General features: G+C 61.4%; 16 protein-coding genes. 15 read left to right on the top strand and 1 reads right to left on the bottom strand.

Going from position 1 to position 19,596, the window contains the following annotated elements; all coding sequences use genetic code 11:
* The first annotated feature begins 80 nt into the window (after positions 1-80).
* The 7 genes from KGA82_RS16945 to KGA82_RS16915 all read left to right on the top strand — a co-directional run bounded on the left by KGA82_RS16945 (position 81) and on the right by KGA82_RS16915 (position 9,445).
* Complete coding sequence (locus tag KGA82_RS16945; protein ID WP_223451409.1) at positions 81-2,510, top strand: TonB-dependent receptor; 2,430 nt, start codon at positions 81-83, stop codon at positions 2,508-2,510.
* Positions 2,511-2,575: 65 nt separating this feature from the next.
* Complete coding sequence (locus KGA82_RS16940) at positions 2,576-3,763, top strand: ABC transporter substrate-binding protein (protein ID WP_223451408.1); 1,188 nt, start codon at positions 2,576-2,578, stop codon at positions 3,761-3,763.
* On the top strand, positions 3,760-4,821 hold the full coding sequence (locus KGA82_RS16935) for a FecCD family ABC transporter permease (RefSeq protein WP_223451406.1): 1,062 nt from the start codon (positions 3,760-3,762) through the stop codon (positions 4,819-4,821). The genes KGA82_RS16940 and KGA82_RS16935 overlap by 4 nt, the downstream gene beginning before the upstream one ends.
* Positions 4,815-5,570, top strand: coding sequence for an ABC transporter ATP-binding protein (locus tag KGA82_RS16930; RefSeq protein WP_223451404.1), 756 nt, complete (start codon positions 4,815-4,817; stop codon positions 5,568-5,570). The genes KGA82_RS16935 and KGA82_RS16930 overlap by 7 nt, the downstream gene beginning before the upstream one ends.
* A 192-nt stretch (positions 5,571-5,762) precedes the next feature.
* Positions 5,763-6,776, top strand: coding sequence for an iron ABC transporter substrate-binding protein (locus tag KGA82_RS16925; protein ID WP_008026448.1), 1,014 nt, complete (start codon positions 5,763-5,765; stop codon positions 6,774-6,776).
* Between the two features lie 3 nt (positions 6,777-6,779).
* Complete coding sequence (locus tag KGA82_RS16920; protein ID WP_223451661.1) at positions 6,780-8,378, top strand: ABC transporter permease; 1,599 nt, start codon at positions 6,780-6,782, stop codon at positions 8,376-8,378.
* Positions 8,375-9,445: an ABC transporter ATP-binding protein gene (locus KGA82_RS16915; protein ID WP_207284299.1), complete on the top strand. Its 1,071-nt coding sequence runs from the start codon at positions 8,375-8,377 to the stop codon at positions 9,443-9,445. Before KGA82_RS16920 ends, KGA82_RS16915 begins: the two co-directional genes overlap by 4 nt.
* Here the strand turns inward: KGA82_RS16915 and xerC are convergent.
* The gene (gene xerC, locus KGA82_RS16910; protein ID WP_223451395.1) at positions 9,442-10,332 is read right to left on the bottom strand and encodes a tyrosine recombinase XerC; all 891 of its coding nucleotides are present in this window, start codon (positions 10,330-10,332) and stop codon (positions 9,442-9,444) included. The two genes, KGA82_RS16915 and xerC, sit on opposite strands and share 4 nt — an antisense overlap.
* A gap of 433 nt (positions 10,333-10,765) precedes the next feature.
* On the opposite strand from xerC, the gene arnB reads away from it, so the two are divergent.
* From arnB to KGA82_RS16870, 8 genes are read left to right on the top strand one after another with little or no spacing between them, the layout of a single operon-like run.
* Entirely contained in the window at positions 10,766-11,914 is a 1,149-nt protein-coding gene (gene arnB, locus KGA82_RS16905; protein WP_223451386.1) for a UDP-4-amino-4-deoxy-L-arabinose aminotransferase, read from the top strand.
* Positions 11,911-12,930: an undecaprenyl-phosphate 4-deoxy-4-formamido-L-arabinose transferase gene (gene arnC / locus KGA82_RS16900; protein ID WP_223451384.1), complete on the top strand. Its 1,020-nt coding sequence runs from the start codon at positions 11,911-11,913 to the stop codon at positions 12,928-12,930. Before arnB ends, arnC begins: the two co-directional genes overlap by 4 nt.
* Positions 12,927-14,918, top strand: coding sequence for a bifunctional UDP-4-amino-4-deoxy-L-arabinose formyltransferase/UDP-glucuronic acid oxidase ArnA (arnA, locus tag KGA82_RS16895; protein WP_223451382.1), 1,992 nt, complete (start codon positions 12,927-12,929; stop codon positions 14,916-14,918). Before arnC ends, arnA begins: the two co-directional genes overlap by 4 nt.
* A complete protein-coding gene (gene arnD, locus KGA82_RS16890) occupies positions 14,918-15,802 on the top strand; it encodes a 4-deoxy-4-formamido-L-arabinose-phosphoundecaprenol deformylase (protein ID WP_223451380.1) in 885 nt (294 codons plus the stop codon). Before arnA ends, arnD begins: the two co-directional genes overlap by 1 nt.
* Positions 15,799-17,448, top strand: coding sequence for a lipid IV(A) 4-amino-4-deoxy-L-arabinosyltransferase (arnT, locus tag KGA82_RS16885; protein ID WP_223451372.1), 1,650 nt, complete (start codon positions 15,799-15,801; stop codon positions 17,446-17,448). Before arnD ends, arnT begins: the two co-directional genes overlap by 4 nt.
* Positions 17,445-17,789, top strand: a complete 345-nt coding sequence (gene arnE, locus KGA82_RS16880) for a 4-amino-4-deoxy-L-arabinose-phosphoundecaprenol flippase subunit ArnE (RefSeq protein WP_223451370.1) — start codon at positions 17,445-17,447, stop codon at positions 17,787-17,789. Before arnT ends, arnE begins: the two co-directional genes overlap by 4 nt.
* Positions 17,786-18,187 carry a 4-amino-4-deoxy-L-arabinose-phosphoundecaprenol flippase subunit ArnF gene (gene arnF, locus KGA82_RS16875; protein WP_008026471.1) on the top strand — a complete coding sequence of 134 codons (402 nt, stop codon included), beginning with the start codon at positions 17,786-17,788 and terminating at the stop codon, positions 18,185-18,187. The genes arnE and arnF overlap by 4 nt, the downstream gene beginning before the upstream one ends.
* Positions 18,184-19,563: a UDP-glucose dehydrogenase family protein gene (locus KGA82_RS16870; protein ID WP_008038398.1), complete on the top strand. Its 1,380-nt coding sequence runs from the start codon at positions 18,184-18,186 to the stop codon at positions 19,561-19,563. The genes arnF and KGA82_RS16870 overlap by 4 nt, the downstream gene beginning before the upstream one ends.
* The last annotated feature ends 33 nt before the right edge of the window (positions 19,564-19,596 follow it).

Here is a 19,596-nt window from a genome sequence, read left to right as displayed (position 1 = left end):
TGAGCGGGTGATACTTTTTTTGATCTCGACTGGCAAGGAAAGGAAGAACTTCTCAACCTCGTCGAAAGGGTCATCACTCCATGTTCGTTGCACGCCCTCTGCGTTCGGATCGCTCACTCAAGCTGGCTATCCGCAGCGCGTTGCTAAGCCTTGCCCTGACCGGCGTCGCCTGCCCCGTTGCCCTTGCCGCGCCAGCGTCACTGGATACCACTGCGACCCGCGCCTATAGCATTGCCCCCGGCCCGCTGGGGGCAACCTTGTCGAAGTTCGCGGTGGACGCCGGCATTGCGCTGTCATTCCAGCCATCAATGACCGAGGGCCTTATGAGCCCGGGGCTTTCCGGCACGTACTCGACCCAGGAAGCGATCACCCGACTGTTGTCCGGCAGCGGCCTGCAAATAGTGCCGCGCACTGATGGCAGCTACACCCTGGCGCCGGTCCCGGCCAACAACGAGGGTGACCTGACCCTTGCCGAAACCACGATCAACGGCACCGACGGTCGCAAGGGCAGCTTGCCGCCAGCCTACCCGGGCGGTCAGGTCGCCCGTGGCGGGCGTCTCGGCATGCTGGGCAACATGGACGTGATGGACGCGCCGTTCAGCGTCAGCAACTACACCTCGACGTTGATGAAAGATCAGCAGGCCGTGACAGTGGCCGATGTGCTGGAACGCGACTCCTCGGTACGCTCCACCGGCCAGACCGGCGGCATTGTCGATTCCTTCTTCATTCGCGGTTTCCCGGTGGGCGAAGGCAACCTCGGCGAACTGGCGTTCGACGGTGTATACGGCGTTGCGCCCAACTACCGGGTCTTCACCGAATACGCCGAGCGTATCGAAGTGATCAAGGGCCCCGGCGCCCTGCTGTACGGCATGTCGCCGAACAGCGGTGTCGGTGGCGTGATCAACGTAGTCCCCAAGCGTTCTCTCGATGAGGACCTGACCCGTTTCACCGCCAGCTACGCCATGGATTCGCAGATCGGCGGCCACGTCGATGTCAGCCGGCGCTTCGGCGAAGAACGCCGCTTCGGTGTGCGCGTCAACGGCAGCACCCAGCAAGGTGACACGGCCATCGACGATCAATCCCGGGACGTCGACATCGGCGCCATCTCCCTGGACTATCAGGGTGATCGTCTGCGAACCACCCTGGACCTGATCAGCCAGAAAGAACAATTCGACGCCGCGTCCCGTCCGTTTCTCATTGCCTCGGGCGTGGAGATTCCCTCCGCCGCCAACGGCCGCACCAACGTGAGCCAGGACTGGGGGTGGGCCGAAACCCGCGATAAATCGGCCCTGCTTGGTGCCGAGTACGACCTCAACGACGCCTTGACCGTGTTCGCCCACGCCGGTGGCGGCCGGTCGGACGTGAAGCGGATGTCTGATCAGACCCCGACCATTCTCAACAACGCGGGTGACACCTCTTCAATCCCGGGCTACTACAAGTTCGAAGTCGAGCGCTACACCGTCGACGCCGGTGCCCGCCTGCGCTTCGACACCGGTCCGATCAGCCACAGCACCACGTTGCAGGTCACTCGTTATCGCGACGAACTGAAACGCGGCATCATCTCCGGCCCGGCCGTGCTGTCGAACATGTACCACCCGATCGACCGTCCGAAACCGTCCATTGCCGAACCGGATGCCCTCAAAGTTTCCGAGACAGAACTGTCGGGTGTGGCGTTGGCCGACACCCTTTCGGTACTGGATGAGCGCTTGCAGGTCACTGTCGGCCTGCGCAAGCAGAACATCGAATCCGACAACTTCAACGCGGCCGGCGCCGTCACCACGTCTTATGACGAAAGCGAGACCACGCCGCTGTTCGGGGTGGTGGTCAAGCCCTGGGACCACGTGTCGTTCTACTACAACTACATCGAAGGCTTGAGCAAGGGCGACATCGCCCCGGCCACCGCGTCGAACTCCGGCGAGATCTTCGCGCCGTACATTTCCCGCCAGCAGGAAGTCGGGGTCAAGGTCGACTACGGCACCTTCACCTCCACACTCAGTCTGTTCCAGATCAAGAAACCCAGCGGCGAGCTGGCCTCCGGTGTGTTCTCGGTACAAGGTGAACAGCGCAACCGGGGCGTGGAGTTGAACGTGTTTGGCGAGATCGCCCAAGGCACTCGCCTGCTCGGTGGCGTCACCGTCCTCGACGCTGAACTGACCAAGACCGGAACCGTTGCCAATCGCGGCAACAAACCGGTGGGCGTGCCCGAGGTCCAGGCCAACTTGTGGGCCGAGTGGGATACGCCGTGGATCGAAGGTTTGACCCTGACCAGCGGCGCGATCTACACCGGCAGCCAATACGTTAACCAGGCCAACACCCAGGAACTCGACCCCTGGACCCGCTTCGATGTTGGCGCACGTTACGCCACGCGCATCGCGGATCGTCCGACCACATTCCGGGCCACGGTGCAGAACGTTTTCGACCGTGAGTACTGGTCCGGTGTCGCGTCCTATGGCGCCTTCTCACAAGGTTCGCCGCGCACCCTGCAACTGTCGGCCACCGTCGACTTCTGAAACGTTCAGCCCCGGGCAACGGCATGAGCCGTTGCCCGGTCTGGCTACCTGCAAAGGTTTCAACCATGGCATCTGTTCATCCACGCCGCCACGCCTTCGCGGCCCTGCTATTGGCGGGACTGCTGGGCGTGGTGTGGTTTTCCCTGGCGCCACGCACCGCGCTCGCGGCGAATCCGGATCCCGCCGCCGTCACGGTCACTGACCTGCTGGGCCGCAAGGTCAAGGTTCACCTCCCGGTCAGACGAGTGATTCTCGGCGAGGGGCGCCAGTTGTACCTGGTCGCCGCGCTGGATACGCAAAACCCCATCGAGCGCATCGTCGGTTGGCGCAAGGATTTGATTCAGTCCGACCCGGACACTTACGGTGCCTACCTGCGCAAGTTCCCCGACATCGCCAGGATTCCCACCTTCGGCGGCTTCGAAGACGGCACCTTCGACATCGAGCAAGCGATCTCGCAACAACCGGACGTCATCGTCCTGAACATCGAAGCGCAGCACGCCACCGAAGATGCGCGCTACATCGAGAAGCTCGACGCGCTGGGGATCCCGGTGGTCTACGTCGATTTTCGCAACAACCCGATGCAAAACACCGAGCCGACCATGCGCCTGTTCGGCCAGTTGTTTGGCAAGGAAGAGCGCGCCGAGGCGTTTATCGACTTTCGCAAACAACAGATCCGTCGTGTCACCGACGTCATCGAGGCCAAACACCCTGCGCGGCCCACAGTGTTCATCGAGCGAATCGGTGGGTACACCGACGATTGTTGCCTGAGTTTCGGCAACGAAAATTTCGGCCTGTTTGTCGACATGGCCGGTGGCAACAACATCGCCAAAAGCATCATTGTGAACACCTTTGGCCAGTTGAATCCCGAACAGGTGATCGTCGCCAACCCGGATCAAGTGGTCGTCACCAGCGCCAACTGGCAAGCCTTTGCGCCCGGCGGTCGCTGGGTGGGTGTCGGACCGGGCGCGGACCTGACACAAGCGCGGCACAAACTGGCCTGGTACACCCAACGCCCGGCCTATGCCGGCATCAAGGCGCAGAACGATCAAGCGTTTCATGCCATCTGGCATCAGTTCTACAACAGCCCCTACCAGTTTGTGGCCATCCAGCAATTGGCCAAGTGGTTTCATCCGGCGCTGTTTGCCGATCTGGATCCCGACGCCGCGTTTCGCGAACTCCACGAGCGCTTCCTGCCCGTGCCCTACCAGCCGGGCTACTTCGTCAGCCTTGAGAAAACCGGGGGCAAGCCATGAGTTCGTTAGGTGAACTGCCTATTGCGCAGAGCGCGACGTACCGCCAACGGGTCCTGCGAAAACGGCTGATCCTGGTTGCGCTTGCGGTGTTGCTGGTGTTCAGCGTGTTGCTCGATCTGGCGCTGGGGCCGGCCAGTTACAGCCTGAAGGAGGTGCTTGGCGCCTTGTTTTCACCGGACACGGCGTCGGCGCAAGTGCGGGTGGTGATGTGGGACATCCGCTTGCCGGTCGCGCTGATGGCGGTTGCGGTCGGCGCGGCGCTGTCGCTGGCCGGTGCGCAGATGCAGACAATCCTCAACAACCCGCTGGCCAGTCCGTTCACCCTGGGCCTTTCTGCTGCCGCCAGTTTTGGCGCGGCAATGGGACTGGCTTTCGGGGTGGCGCTGTTCCCGCTGGCGGCGCAGTACATGGTGCCGCTGAACGCGTTCATCATGGCCATGCTCTGCGCGCTGCTGATCCACTTTCTGAGCATGCGTCGCGGCGTAACCGCCGAAACCATCGTGCTGCTCGGCATTGCCCTGGTGTTTACGTTTAACGCGTTGTTGGCACTGGTGCAGTTTTTTGCCACCGAGCAAGCGGTGGCGGCCGTGGTGTTCTGGACCATGGGCAGCCTGACCAAAGCCACCTGGCCAAAACTCGGGGTGATTTGCGCGGTGATCCTCATCACCCTGCCGATCTTCGCCAAGCGGGCCTGGGCCCTGACGGCCCTGCGCTTAGGCGATGACAAAGCCGCGAGTTTCGGGATCAACGTGCGCAGCCTGCGCTTCCAGACGCTGATCATGGTCAGCCTGCTCGCCTCGTTTCCGGTGGCCTTCGTCGGCACCATCGGTTTTATCGGGCTGGTCGGCCCACACATTGCCCGGATGCTGATTGGTGAAGATCAACGGTTCTTTTTGCCGGCGTCATTGCTGACCGGAGCGCTGATTCTGTCCGCCAGTTCGGTGGTCAGCAAAACCCTGATCCCCGGCGCGATTTTCCCTATTGGCGTGGTCACTTCGCTGATCGGCGTGCCGTTCTTCATCTCTTTGATCCTTGGCGGGAAGAAAAACACATGGTGAAGCTCCAGCTTGAAAACCTTGGCGCCCGCTATGGCCAGCGCGAGATCATTAGCGGCGTGACTACGGCAACGTTTATCGGTGGCCAGGTGGTCGCGGTGGTCGGGCCCAATGCAGCGGGTAAATCCACCCTGTTCAAACGCATGGCCGGGCTGATCGACGGCCCGGGACAGGTCAACTTGCAGGGCTCGAAAAAGGGGCCGCAGGGCATCAGCTATATGCCTCAGGGCTTGAATGCCAGCGCCCGGCTGACCGTCTATGAATCTGTGTTGCTGGCCCGCAAACAACTGACACCGGGGTGGGTCGTTCACGACGACGAACTGAAACTCGTGGACCAGATTCTCGACGCGCTCGGCATCACCGAACTATCCTTTCGCAACCTCGGTGAACTCAGTGGCGGGCAGCAGCAATTGGTATCGATCGCACAAACGCTGGTGCGCGAACCGGAAATCCTGCTGATGGACGAACCGACCAGCGCGCTGGACATGCATCGGCAGGTTCAAGTGCTGAACTTCATGCGCGCACTGGCACGCAAACGCGAAGTCATTGTATTTATTGCCATCCATGACCTGAATCAAGCGCTACGTTTTGCCGATCAGGTATTGGTGATTGCCAATGGAACGTCCCGGGGGAGCGGCCCCAGCGCTGAAGTGATCACCGAACAGATGCTGCGCGATGTCTACGAGGTCGAAGCCAGAATCGAGATTTGCAGCCGTGGCCAGCGCCATATCCTGATCGACGACATCGTTTGAATCAGATCGACCGCGCAAGGGGCTGAGTCACTGCTAATCTGAATGAAAATGACATGTATTAACGGTTTATTTAACGTTTTTTTCTCATTGTACCCACTACATTCCAGCGATCCGAAACATGCAAATGATTCGCATTGGTTGACCCGCGAATTCCTGCGCATGACGCCCAAAAAAACAGGAGCTGCCCGAAGCATGAATCGCCATATCCCCTCTTTCCTGAAAAAAGCCCTGCTGGCCACTGCCCTGCTGAGCGCCGGCCACGTCTACGCCGCCGATGCCGACGGTATCGTGGTCTACAACGCCCAGCACGAAAGCCTGACCAAAGCCTGGGTCGAAGGTTTTACCAAGGAAACCGGGATCAAGGTCACGATACGCAATGGCGACGACACGGAAATGGGCAATCAGATCGTGCAGGAAGGCGCGGCCTCCCCGGCTGACGTGTTCCTGACCGAAAACTCCCCGGCCATGGTGCTGGTGGACAACGCCGGGCTGTTTGCGCCGGTGGCGCCGACCACCCTGGAACAGGTCGATGCAGCCTACCGTCCGGCCCACGGCAAATGGGTCGGGATCGCGGCGCGCTCCACGGTGTTTGTCTATAACCCGGGCAAACTGCCCGAAGCCGAATTGCCGAAGTCGCTGATGGACCTCGCCGACGCCAAGTGGAAAGGCCGTTGGGCGGCCTCCCCGGCCGGTGCCGACTTCCAGGCGATTGTCGCCGCCGTGCTGGAGCTCAAGGGCGAAGCCGCCACGCTTGAGTGGCTGAAGGGCATGAAAAACAACTTTACCGCGTACCGGGGCAACAGCTCGGTGCTCAAAGCGGTCAACGCCGGACAAATTGACAGCGGCGTGATTTATCACTATTACCGCTTCGGTGATCAGGCCAAGACCGGCGAGAACAGCAAGAACACCGCCCTGCACTACTTTAAGCACAAAGACCCGGGCGCGTTTGTGAGTATTTCCGGTGGCGGTGTCCTGGCGTCCAGCCAACACAAGGATCAAGCACAGGCGTTCCTGAAATGGGTCACCGGCAAAGACGGCCAGGCGATCCTCAAGACCGGCAACTCCTATGAATACGCTGTAGGCAAGAACGCTGAATCCAACCCCAAACTGGTGCCGCTGCAGCAGCTCGACGCGCCGAAAGTCGACGCCTCGAAACTCGACAGTAAAAAAGCCGTGGAGCTGATGACTCAGGCCGGACTGCTCTAATTGATACCTGAAACATTACCCGCGGGCGTCGCTGAGGCGATTCCCGCAACTTTACGCCGCCGCTCCCGCGGATTGTTCGTGGGTCGCGGCGGTGCGTGGGTGATCGGTTTGTCGGTGCTGGTTTCTCTGCTCGCGCTGCTGCCCATCGCCTTTGTCATCGGCGTGTCCGTACAAACTAGCTGGTCGACCTTGCTGGCACTGGTGTTCCGGCCACGGGTTGGCGAGCTGTTGATCAATACGGTGTTGCTGGTGTTGATCACGATCCCCTTGTGCATCGCGCTGGGCGTGACACTGGCCTGGCTGACCGAGCGCAGCGATCTGCCGGGGCGACGCTGGTGGTCGTTGCTGGCGACCGCGCCGCTGGCGGTTCCGGCATTCGTCCACAGCTATGCCTGGGTCAGCCTGGTGCCGCCGATTCACGGGCTGTTTGCCGGGGTTCTGGTGTCGGTCATCGCCTACTTCCCCTTCCTCTACTTGCCGATCGCGGCGACCTTGCGTCGGCTCGATCCGGCCATTGAAGATGTCGCGCAATCGATGGGGCTCAAGCCCTGGGCCGTGTTTTTTCGCGTCGTGCTGCCGCAGTTGCGCCTGGCCATTTGCGGCGGCGCCTTGCTGGTGGGGCTGCACCTGCTGGCCGAATATGGCCTGTACGCGATGATCCGCTTCGACACCTTCACCACGGCGATCTTCGATCAGTTCAAATCCACCTTCAACGGACCTGCCGCGAACATGCTGGCCAGTGTTCTCGCGCTGTGCTGCCTGGCGATGCTCACCGTTGAATCGACGGCGCGTGGCAATGCGCGTTATGCCCGCGTCGGTTCCGGAAGCGCCCGGGAGCAGCAGCTCGTGCGCCTGAAAAAGGTGCCCACGGTGCTCGCGCTGACCTTGCAGATCGTGACCTGTGCCCTCGCGCTCGGGGTGCCGTTGATCACCTTGGGCAAGTGGCTGATCGCCGGTGGTGTGCACGTCTGGCAGATGGATGACTTGATGCCGGCACTGCAACAGACGCTGCTGCTCGGGATTGCGGGTGCGGCCCTCACCACCTGTGCGGCGATCCCGATTGCCTGGCTGTCGATCCGCTCGCCGGGGCGGCTGCAACGGGTCCTCGAAAGCTGCAACTACATCACCAGCTCATTGCCGGGCATTGTGGTCGCCCTGGCCTTGGTGACCGTCACGGTACATTTCGCCCGGCCGATTTATCAGACCACGATCACCGTGCTGCTGGCGTATCTGCTGATGTTTTTACCCCGTGCGCTGGTCAGCTTGCGGGCCGGCATCGCCCAGGCGCCGGTGGAGCTGGAGAACATCGCGCGCAGTCTCGGTCGCTCGCCCGGCCGCGCACTGTGGCTGATTACCCTGCGCCTCGCCGCGCCCGGTGCAGCCGCGGGTGCCGCGCTGGTGTTTCTGGCGATCACCAATGAATTGACCGCCACCTTGCTGCTCGCGCCGAACGGCACGCGCACGCTGGCGACCGGGTTCTGGGCGTTGACCAGCGAGATCGACTACGCCGCTGCCGCGCCATATGCCTTGCTGATGATCCTGCTGTCACTTCCGTTGACCGGGCTCCTCTATCACCAATCCAAAAAAACGGCTGGCCGATGAACGCTCTTGAACTGCATTCGATCTGCAAATCCTATGGCTCGCAACGCGCCCTGGAAAACATCAGCCTGTCGGTGCCGACGGGCAGCCGCACGGTGATCGTCGGGCCTTCCGGTTCGGGCAAAACCACCTTGTTGCGCATGATCGCCGGTTTCGAGTTTCCGGACTGGGGTCGCCTGACACTCAACGGCCAGACGTTGGTGGACGACACCCACGAAGTCCCGGCGCACCAACGCCAGATAGGTTATGTCCCGCAGGACGGCGCCCTGTTCCCGCACATGACCGTGGCCGCCAACATCGGTTTCGGCCTGTCGACCAAGGGTGCGCAAAAACAGGAGCGTATCGCTGAACTGATGGACAGCGTGGCACTGGATTCCAGCATGGCCAATCGTTGGCCCCACGAGCTTTCCGGCGGCCAGCAACAACGCGTGGCTCTGGCGCGGGCACTGGCGCAGCAGCCGCGCCTGATGTTGCTTGATGAGCCGTTTTCCGCGCTCGACACCGGCTTGCGAGCGGCCATGCGCAAACTGGTCGCGCGGTTGCTGGCAGACGCCGGGGTCACCACCATCCTGGTGACCCATGACCAAAGCGAGGCGCTGTCGTTTGCCGATCAACTGGCGGTCATGCGCGATGGCCAACTGGTGCAGTCAGGTCATCCACTGGACCTCTACCGCTACCCCGGCGACGAACAAACCGCGCTGTTCCTCGGCGATGCGGTGGTCATGCCCGCCAGGATCGAAGCTGGCTGGGCGCATTGCGATCTGGGGCGGATCCCGGTCAACAACCATCGCAACAACCGTTGCGCGCAGATCATGCTGCGGCCTGAGCAGCTGCAAGTGGTCGGCATCGTGCCGAGCGCGGTGGAGGCCACCGGGTGTCGCGCAGTGGTGACCGAGCGGGATTTCAGCGGCAATACCTGCACCTTGACCGTGGAACTGGAGTCGCCGCCATCCGCCGAACAGCCCGGTCGCACGCTCATGGTGCGCAGTTCGGGCCTGTACGCGCCACCCACCGGCAGTGCGGTGCACGTCTCGACCATCGGTCACGCCCACGTGTTGAGCGAAGCTTAAAGGTCGAAACGATCCACGGCCCGTCGCCGCTCGTTGTCATCCCGCACGTCGTAGTTGGCGGTTGTCTGGATATTGCTGTGATGGGCGAGTTTCTGCGCGATCGACAGGTCATGTTCCTCGATCACGCGGGTAATGAACGAGCGGCGAAAATCGTGGGGCATGATCTTCACCCCAACCTGCGCACCGCGCTGGCGGGCGATGTAATAGATCGCGTGCTTGGTGATGCGCTCACGAGTGATGTGGCTGCCACGGCGAATGCGATTGAACAGGAATGGATCATCCACTTCGCCTTCCTTGAGCTGCGAGCGGCGCAGCTCCAGCCAGGCATCCAGTTTGGCGAATGCCCAGGCCGGTGCGTATTTGATCAGTTGCTTGTTGCCTTTGGCGGTCACCCGCAGGCTGCGCTCGGTGAAGTCCACCTGATCGAGGTCCAGGTTCACCGATTCCGATTTACGCATGCCCGAGCCATACAGAATCCCGATGATCGCCGCGTCACGCAGGCCTTGTGGCCGAGGGTCCGCGGCACAGACCGCCATCATTTCCTGAATCAGCGAGCGTCGCAGGTTGCGCCCCTGGGACAGCCGCGTACCGGCAATCCCCTTGACCGAGCGCATTTTCAGCAAGTGTTCCTGGCTGATCAGGGTCATGCGCCACGCCTCGTTCATCACCCCGCGCACAGCGTTGACGTACAGCGACGACGTATTCGGCGCGTAGCCATCCTCACGCAGTGCCGCGACCAGCGCGATCACATCCTCGGGCTGAAGCTCGTGCCAGGGAATTTCCTCGACGTTCATGTCTTCGAAGCCCAGACGGTCGGCCGCATCCTGCAACACATAACGCATGGTCAGTTGGCTGGACGGCGCCAGTCGCGCCAGATACACGGTCATCGGGCTCTTTGCAGCAGTTGAATCAGCAACAGGTAAGTCAATCAAAACAAAACGGCCTTGAGTGGAAACAGATCATTAAAACAACTAAGGATTGAAACATCCTTCATATAAAGCGGAACACTTCTGTAGGACCTTTCTACTAAAAACGCGATGAACGGCAGTAGTCTGAACACGGGCTTAATAGCTGTCAGAAAAACGATTCGCCGACTGGTTTTTCATGTTCCTTTCACAAAAACGCGCCTAACCTCTTATGAATACGGTGAGCCGCAAGGGGCTCCCAACCTGCCGGTCCAGGCAGGAAAAGTCAATGAAAGCGGATTGTCAGCATGATGAGTCAACTCATTGATGCAGCTTTAGATTGTTCGGCTACGCTTTTATTGGATCCAATAATTATCTAGAGCCACACCACTAAGCCAACAGCCTTGAGGTGCCCATGAGTCAGGCTTTTCTCCCCTTCTCCCGCCCCAGTATCGGCGATGAAGAAATGGCTGCCGTAGAGCAAGTATTGCGCTCCGGCTGGATCACTACCGGACCGAAAAACCAGCAACTGGAAGAACACTTCGCCAACTACGTGGGCTGCCGTCATGCCGTGGCACTTTCCTCGGCGACCGGCGCCATGCACGTCACATTACTGGCCTTGGGCATTGGTCCCGGCGATGAAGTGATCACCCCGTCCCAGACCTGGGTCTCCACCGCCAACATGATCTGCCTGCTGGGCGCGACACCGGTGTTCGTCGACGTTGACCGCGACACGCTGATGAGCAACATGGAGCACATTGAAGCGGCCATCACCCCGCGCACCCGGGCAATCATTCCGGTGCATTATGCCGGCGCCGCCTTCGATCTCGACCCGCTCTATGCGTTGGCCGACAAACACGGCATCCCCGTTATTGAAGACGCCGCCCACGCCGCCGGAACCCTCTACAGAAATCGTCACGTCGGCGCGAAAGGCACGGCGATCTTCTCGTTCCACGCGATCAAGAACATGACCTGCGCCGAGGGCGCGATGTTCGTCACGGATGATGAAGCGCTGGCCAACCGGGTGCGCATGCTCAAGTTTCACGGCCTCGGCGTCGATGCCTACGACCGCCTGACCCACGGCCGCAAACCCCAGGCCCAAGTGATCGAGCCGGGGTTCAAATACAATCTGGCCGACATCAATGCCGCCATTGCTTTGGTGCAACTGGAGCGCCTGGACCAGATCAACGCCAAGCGCACCGAACTGGCCAAGACTTACCTGCAACGGCTGGAAGGCTCACCGGTGCAACCGCTGGCGATTCCGGCCTACCCGCAGCAGCACGCCTGGCACTTGTTCATCCTGCGCATCGACACCGAGCGCTGCGGGCTGGACCGTGAGGCGTTCATGAAAGCCCTGCAGGAACAAAACATCGGCACCGGCATTCACTTCATCGCCACTCACCTGCACACCTACTACCGCCGGCGATTCCCCAACATCTACCTGCCCAATACCGAATGGAACTCGGCGCGCCTGTGTTCGATCCCGTTGTTCCCCGACATGACCCACGACGACGTCGACCGTGTGGTCAGCGCCATCGAAGCCACTGTGGACAGCCGCCTGTGAAACCTTATCCGATCCGTTGTGTGTCAATTGTCATCCCGGTCTACAACGAACAGGACAGCCTGCCCGAACTGCTCAGGCGCACCGAAGCGGCGTGCCAGCAATTGCACCATGACTATGAAATCGTATTGGTCGACGACGGCAGCCGTGACCACTCGGCGCAGATACTTGAAGAAGCCGCCAGTCGCGAGTGCAGCCCGGTGGTGGCGGTCATTCTCAACCGCAATTACGGCCAGCACGCGGCAATCATGGCCGGTTTCGAGCAGTGCAAGGGGGATGTCGTCATCACCCTCGATGCCGATCTGCAAAACCCGCCCGAAGAAATTCCACGGTTGGTGGCTCAGGCCGAACTCGGCTATGACGTGGTCGCCACGGTGCGCAACAACCGCCAGGACTCGGCCCTGCGCCGTTGGCCGTCGAAGCTGATCAACCTCGCCGTGCAGCGTTCCACCGGCGTCGCCATGAGCGACTACGGCTGCATGCTCCGGGCTTACCGCCGGACCATTGTCGACGCCATGCTCGCCTGCCGCGAACGCAGCACGTTCATTCCGATCCTGGCCAACAGCTTTGCCCGGCACACCACGGAAATCCTGGTGACCCACGCCGAGCGCGAACACGGCGAATCGAAGTACAGCCCCATGCGCTTGGTCAATCTGATGTTCGACCTGATCACGTGCATGACCACCACGCCGCTGCGGTTGCTGAGCATTGTCGGCTTCGCCATGGCCGGACTGGGCGTGGCATTCGCCATGGCGTTGATCGTCCTGCGGCTGGTGTTCGGCGCCAGTTGGGCCGGTGACGGTACGTTCGTGCTGTTCGCCGTGCTGTTCGTGTTCACCGGCGGCCAGTTCATCGGCATGGGCCTTTTGGGCGAGTACCTCGGGCGCATGTACAGCGACGTTCGCGCCCGTCCGCGGTTCTTCATCGAAAAAGTCCTGCGCGGCCAGCCGGCCAGCCCGGCGCCTGTGGTCACCGTCGACGGCCTCACTTCCACCTCTTCAGATCAGGTTCTCTCATGAGCGCAAAAGCTGTTGTCTTCGCCTATCACGATATTGGCTGTGCCGGCCTCGAAACCCTGCTCGCCAGCGGTTACGAGATTGCCGCCGTGTTCACCTATGCCGATGATCCGCAGGAAAACGCGTTCTACGGCTCGGTTGCGCAACTGTGCGCCCGTCAGGGGATCCCGGTGCACGCGCCGGAAGACGTCAATCATCCGCTGTGGATCGAACGCATCGCCAAGCTCAACCCCGATTACCTGTTCTCGTTTTATTACCGCTACCTGCTCAGCGAACCGTTGCTGGCCACGGCCACTAAGGGCGCGTTCAACCTGCACGGTTCGTTGCTGCCGCGCTATCGCGGTCGTGCGCCGGCCAACTGGGTGCTGGTCAATGGCGAAAGCGAAACCGGCGTGACCCTGCACCGCATGGTCAAACGGGCCGATGCCGGCGCGATCCTCGCCCAGAAAAAAGTAGCTATTGAGCGCAGCGACACCGCGCTGAGCCTGCACGGCAAGTTGCGCGTGGCCGCTACCGACCTGCTGCGCGACACGCTGCCAGCGTTGCTCGCCGGGAAAGTCAGCGAGACCCCGCAGGACGAATCGAAAGCCACGGTGTTTGGTCGCCGCACGCCTGCCGACGGCAAGTTGATGTGGCAAAAACCGGCCGAAGAACTGTTCAATCTGGTACGCGCCGTGACCCAGCCTTATCCCGGCGCGTTCTGCGCGGTGGGTGAGCACAAACTGATTGTGTGGAGCGCCGAAGTCGCCCAGGGCAACGAAGGCCAGGCACCGGGCCGGGTCATCAGCGTCGATCCGTTGCGCATTGCCTGCGGCGAAGACTCCCTGGTGATCACTGCCGGCCAACGCAACGACAACGGTTTGTACCTGAGCGGCCCGCAACTGGCCAACGAACTGGGGCTGGTCGACGGTTCCGTGCTGTGCGGTGCCGAATCAGGGCGCGCGCCACGTCGCCCCCGCGTGCTGATCCTCGGCGTCAACGGTTTCATCGGCAATCACTTGTCCGAGCGTCTGCTGCGTGACGACCGCTACGAGGTCTACGGCCTGGATATCGGCTCGGACGCCATCGAACGCCTGCGCAGCCATCCGCATTTCCACTTCGTCGAAGGCGACATCAGCATTCACTCCGAGTGGATCGAGTACCACATCAAGAAGTGCGACGTGGTCCTGCCGCTGGTAGCAATCGCCACGCCGATCGAGTACACCCGCAACCCGCTGCGCGTGTTCGAGCTGGACTTCGAAGAAAACCTGAAACTGGTGCGCTACTGCGTCAAATACAACAAGCGCGTGATCTTCCCCTCGACCTCGGAAGTCTACGGCATGTGCCAGGACGCCAAATTCGACGAAGACACCTCCAACCTTGTGGTCGGGCCGATCAACAAGCAGCGCTGGATCTACTCGACCTCCAAGCAATTGCTCGACCGCGTGATCTGGGCCTACGGCCAGAAAGGCCTGAACTTCACCCTGTTCCGCCCCTTCAACTGGATGGGCCCGCGCCTCGACCGACTGGACTCGGCGCGCATCGGCAGCTCCCGGGCGATCACGCAACTGATCCTCAACCTGGTGGAAGGCACGCCGATTCGCCTGTTCGATGGTGGTGAGCAAAAACGCTGCTTCACCGACATCGCAGACGGCGTCGAAGCGTTGGCGCGGATCATCGATAACGACAACGATGCCTGCAACGGCCAGATCATCAACATCGGCAACCCGGACAACGAAGCCAGCATCCGTCAGTTGGGCGAGGAACTGCTGCGCCAGTTCGAAGCGCACCCGCTGCGCGACAACTTCCCGCCGTTCGCCGGCTTCCGCGACGTCGAAAGCAAGGCGTTCTACGGCACCGGTTACCAGGACGTGTCCCACCGCAAACCGAGCATCGACAACGCCAAGCGCCTTTTGGACTGGGCGCCGACCGTGCAGATGAGCGAAACCATCGGCAATACCCTGGATTTCTTCTTGCGTGAAGCGATGCTCGAAATCGCGGACAAGCACTGATGCAGGCAGGCCTTCGGATTGATGTCGACACCTACCGGGGTACTCGGGAAGGAGTGCCCCGGCTGCTGGAGATGCTCGATGAAGCCCAGGTCAAAGCGACGTTTTTCTTCAGCGTCGGGCCGGACAACATGGGGCGCCACTTGTGGCGCCTGATCCGTCCGCAGTTCCTGTGGAAGATGCTGCGTTCCAACGCCGCCGGGCTGTACGGCTGGGACATCCTGCTGGCCGGCACCGCATGGCCGGGCAAACCCATTGGCCGCGACCTCGGGCACTTGATGCGCCAGGCCCGGGATGCAGGTCATGAAGTCGGCCTGCATGCCTGGGATCACCACGGCTGGCAGGCCAATGCCGGGCGCTGGAGCGACGCACAGTTGATCGAGCAGATTCGCCAGGGCGTGGACACGCTCGGCGACATCCTCGGGCAAAAAATCGAGTGTTCGGCAGCCGCCGGTTGGCGCGCGGACGAGCGCGTGATCGAGGCCAAGCAGGCTTTCGGCTTTCGCTACAACAGCGATTGCCGTGGCCACAGTCTGTTCCGCCCGATATTGGCCGAGGGTGATCTGGGCGCGCCGCAGATTCCGGTCGACCTGCCGACCTTCGATGAAGTGGTTGGCCCAACGCTCGCGGCCAAGGACTTCAACGGGTTCATTCTCGATCGATTCTCCCCGGAAAAACTCAACGTCTATACGATCCACGCCGAAGTAGAAGGGATTCTGATGGCCAACGATTTTCGTCAACTGCTGGCCGCTGCGCGCCAGCGAGGTATCCATTTTCAACCCTTGGGCGAATGGCTGCCCAAGGCGCCAGGCACCTTGCCGACCGGTCGCGTACTGCGCGGCACGCTCGACGGCCGTGAAGGCTGGCTGGGAGTGCAAGGTGCATGAGTAAACGCTGGGTACTGCCGCTGCTGCTGGGTCTTTTCCTGCTGGGCTACCTGCTGCCGATGGGCACCCACGGTCTGTGGATTCCCGATGAAACCCGTTACGCGCAGATCAGCCAGGACATGCTCTTGAGCGGCAATTGGATCTCGCCGCATTTCATGAGCCTGCGCTATTTCGAAAAACCGGTGGCCGGGTACTGGATGATCGCCCTTGGCCAGGCACTGTTTGGCGATAATCTGTTCGGGGTGCGGATTGCTTCGGCCATCAGTACCGGGCTCAGTGCGATGCTGTGTTACTTGATCGCCCGCCGGCTGTGGAACGAGCCACGCAAAAGCTTTGCCTGCGCGTTGCTGTACATGAGTTTCACCGTGGTCGCCGGGCAAGCCGGCTACGCCAATCTCGATCCGCAGTTCACTTTCTGGGTCAACCTGAGCCTGGTCGCCTTGTGGTTTGCGTTGGACAGCACCACCCGCGCCCGACGCCTGATTGCCTGGGCAACACTGGGCCTGGCCTGTGGCATGGGCTTCCTGACCAAGGGCTTTCTCGCCTGGCTGCTGCCGGTGCTGATCGCCCTGCCCTGGATGCTCTGGCAAAAACGCTGGCGTGAACTGTTGATCTACGGCCCGCTGGCAATTGCCGTGGCCATCGCCGTGAGCCTGCCCTGGGCCTTGGCAGTGCACGCGCAGGAGCCCGATTACTGGCGGTTTTTCTTCTGGCACGAGCACATCCGCCGGTTCGCCAGTGAGGACGCGCAGCATGACGCGCCGTGGTGGTTTTATCTGCCGTTGCTGGTGGCGTTCAGTCTGCCGTGGGTGGTGCTGCTGCCGTCTGCACTTCGTCAGGCATGGCAAACCCGCAGGCAGGCAAACATCGCGTTCCTGCTGTTGTGGTTGCTGATGCCGCTGCTGTTTTTCAGCCTGAGCAACGGCAAGTTGCCCACCTACATCATGCCCTGCCTCTTGCCACTGGCCTTGCTGCTGGGGCATGCGCTGACGGATCGCTTGCGGCTGGAGCAAGGCCGGGTACTGGGCCTCAATGGTTTGCTCAATCTCATGCTGGGCCTGGCCACCCTCTTCACCCTGGTGTACCTGCAACTGAAAAAACCGCTGTACGACCACGAGTTGCACAACCTGGTGCTGGTGTTCATCGGCCTGATCGGCTGGATCATGGCCAACCTGCTGCAAGCGTTCCGGCCCTTGCAATGCTGGGCGGCGCCGGCCTTCGGCAGCCTGCTGCTGGTCGGGGTCTTGCCGGCGGCCATACCCGAATCGGTGGTGGCGAACAAAATGCCCGACCAGTTTGTCCTTGAGCATGCCCGGGAACTCGGCGAGACCGCCAGTTTGTTGAGTAACGATCTGGGCGCGGCTTCGGCCCTGGCCTGGCGCCTGAAACGCCCGGACGTGGCGTTGTACAACACGATAGGCGAACTGAAATATGGCCTCGCTTATCCTGACGGCGTGTCGCAACGCGTCGACCCTGATCGCGTGCAACAGTGGATGCACGATGCCCGTCAGCGTGGCTCGGTAGGCGTGCTGATGCGGGTCAAGGGTGAAGACGAGCTGCGTGAAATCGACCGCTTGCCCAAGGATGGCAAACGCTATGAACAAGGCAACCTTGTGATTTTGATATTCCCTCAGGGTGCGTCATGAGCCTGTTGCTGGTATTGGCGGCCTGCCTGCTGACCTGCCTGGGCCAGATCGCCCAGAAATACGCCGTGGAGAACTGGCGCGGCAAGACGTCGGGCTGGGGCGAGATATTGCGCTCGCCATGGCTGTGGCTGGCCCTCGCCGCGTTGGGCGCGGGTTTGCTGGTGTGGCTGCTGGTGTTGCAGCGACTTGAAGTCGGCGTCGCCTATCCGATGTTGAGCCTCAATTTTGTGCTGATCACCCTGATCGCTCGCTTTGTCTTCCACGAAACCATCGACCGCCGCCACTGGTTGGGCGTGGCGCTGGTGATCGGCGGTGTGATTTTGCTGGGGTTGAACGCATGAGCCTGCGCCGGGGCATCGCCTTCGCCCTGGGCAGCGTGCTGCTCGGCAGTGCCGCGCAGTTGGGCATGCGCTGGAGCATGACGCGCCTGCCGTCACCGGAGCACTTGCTGACCGCCAGCCTCGACCCGAGCGCCGTCGCCGTGGTGCTGGCCGCCATCCTCGCTTATGCCCTGTCGATGCTCAGCTGGCTCGTGGCCCTGCGCGATGTGCCGCTGGGCCGGGCTTACTCGCTGCTGAGCATCAGCTACGCGCTGGTGTACCTGCTGGCCGCCGTCCTGCCAGTGTTCAACGAAGACTTCAGCCTTTCCAAAAGCCTCGGGGTGGCCCTGGTCATTCTGGGCGTCATCACCATCAACGCTCGACCTGCTCACGCGTCCACACTCAGGAGTGACCTATGAAAATCAGTGTATTTGGTAGCGGTTACGTCGGCCTGGTGCAGGCCGCTGTCCTGGCTGAAGTCGGCCACGACGTGGTTTGCATGGACATCGACGAGAAAAAAGTCGAGTTGCTGCAGCAAGGCCACGTGAGCATTTTCGAGCCGGGGCTGGCCAGCCTGGTGCGCGAAAGCCTGGAGGCCAAGCGGTTGCAGTTCACCACTGATGAAAAATTCGCGGTGCAACACGGTCAGGTGTTGTTCATTGCGGTGGGCACGCCGTCCCGGGACGATGGTTCCGCGGATTTGCGCTACGTGCTGTCGGTGGGTGAAGCGGTGGCCCGCCACCGCGAGCAGCCGGTGATTCTGGTGGAGAAATCCACCGTCCCCGTGGGCACCGGCGATACCTTGCGCACGCACATCGACAAGTGCCTGATCAAGGTCGGCCGGTTGCTGCAGTTCGATATCGTCTCCAATCCGGAGTTCTTGAAAGAAGGTTCGGCCGTCGCCGATTGTCGGCGCCCGGACCGTATCATCATCGGTTGCGAAAACGATGACGTGCGCGATGTCATGCGCGACCTCTACGCACCGTTCAACCGCAACCATGACCGGATCATGTTCATGGACCTGCGCAGCGCCGAGCTGACCAAGTACGCCGCCAACTGCATGCTGGCGACCAAGATCAGCTTCATCAACCAGATCGCCGAACTGGCCGAACACCTCGGCGCCGACATCGAATCTGTGCGGCTGGGCATCGGCGCCGATTCGCGCATCGGCTACCACTTCATCTACCCCGGCTGCGGTTATGGCGGCTCGTGTTTCCCCAAAGACATGCGCGCCCTGATCCACAGCGCCGAGGAAGCGCATTGCTCCAGCGACCTGCTGCAAGCGGTGGAAGCCATCAACCAGCGGCAGAAACACAAGCTGTTCGAGCGCATCAACGCGTTCTACAAAGGCGATTTGCGTGGCAAGACGTTTGCTGTGTGGGGCCTGGCGTTCAAGCCCAACACCGACGACATGCGCGACGCGCCGAGTCGGGTACTCCTGGAATCGCTGTGGGCCGCCGGTGCCAGCGTGCGGGCGTTCGACCCGGAGGCGATGCAGGAAACCCAGCATTTGTATCCCGACGAAGCGAAGCTGATGCTCATGGGCACCCCGGAATCGGTGCTGGCCGGCGCTGATGCGTTGATCATCTGCACCGAATGGCAGCAGTTCAAGGCGCCGGATTTCAATCTGATCCAGCAACGATTGAAAGCGCCGGTGATATTCGATGGACGCAATCTGTATGACGCGGACCGGTTGGCACGCAGCGGGTTTATGTACTTTCCGATGGGGCGAGGCGACTCGCGCAAGTTACCGATTCCGCATCAACAATGGCCAGTGGCTTCAGTTGTTGCTTGATCGTCAAGTCACCGAGTATGCGCCAGCAGTCCC

It is taken from the genome of Pseudomonas sp. BF-RE-22 (assembly GCF_019956155.1).
Taxonomy (GTDB): Bacteria; Pseudomonadota; Gammaproteobacteria; order Pseudomonadales; family Pseudomonadaceae; genus Aquipseudomonas; species Aquipseudomonas migulae.
This window is presented reverse-complemented; position numbering and strand designations above follow the sequence as displayed.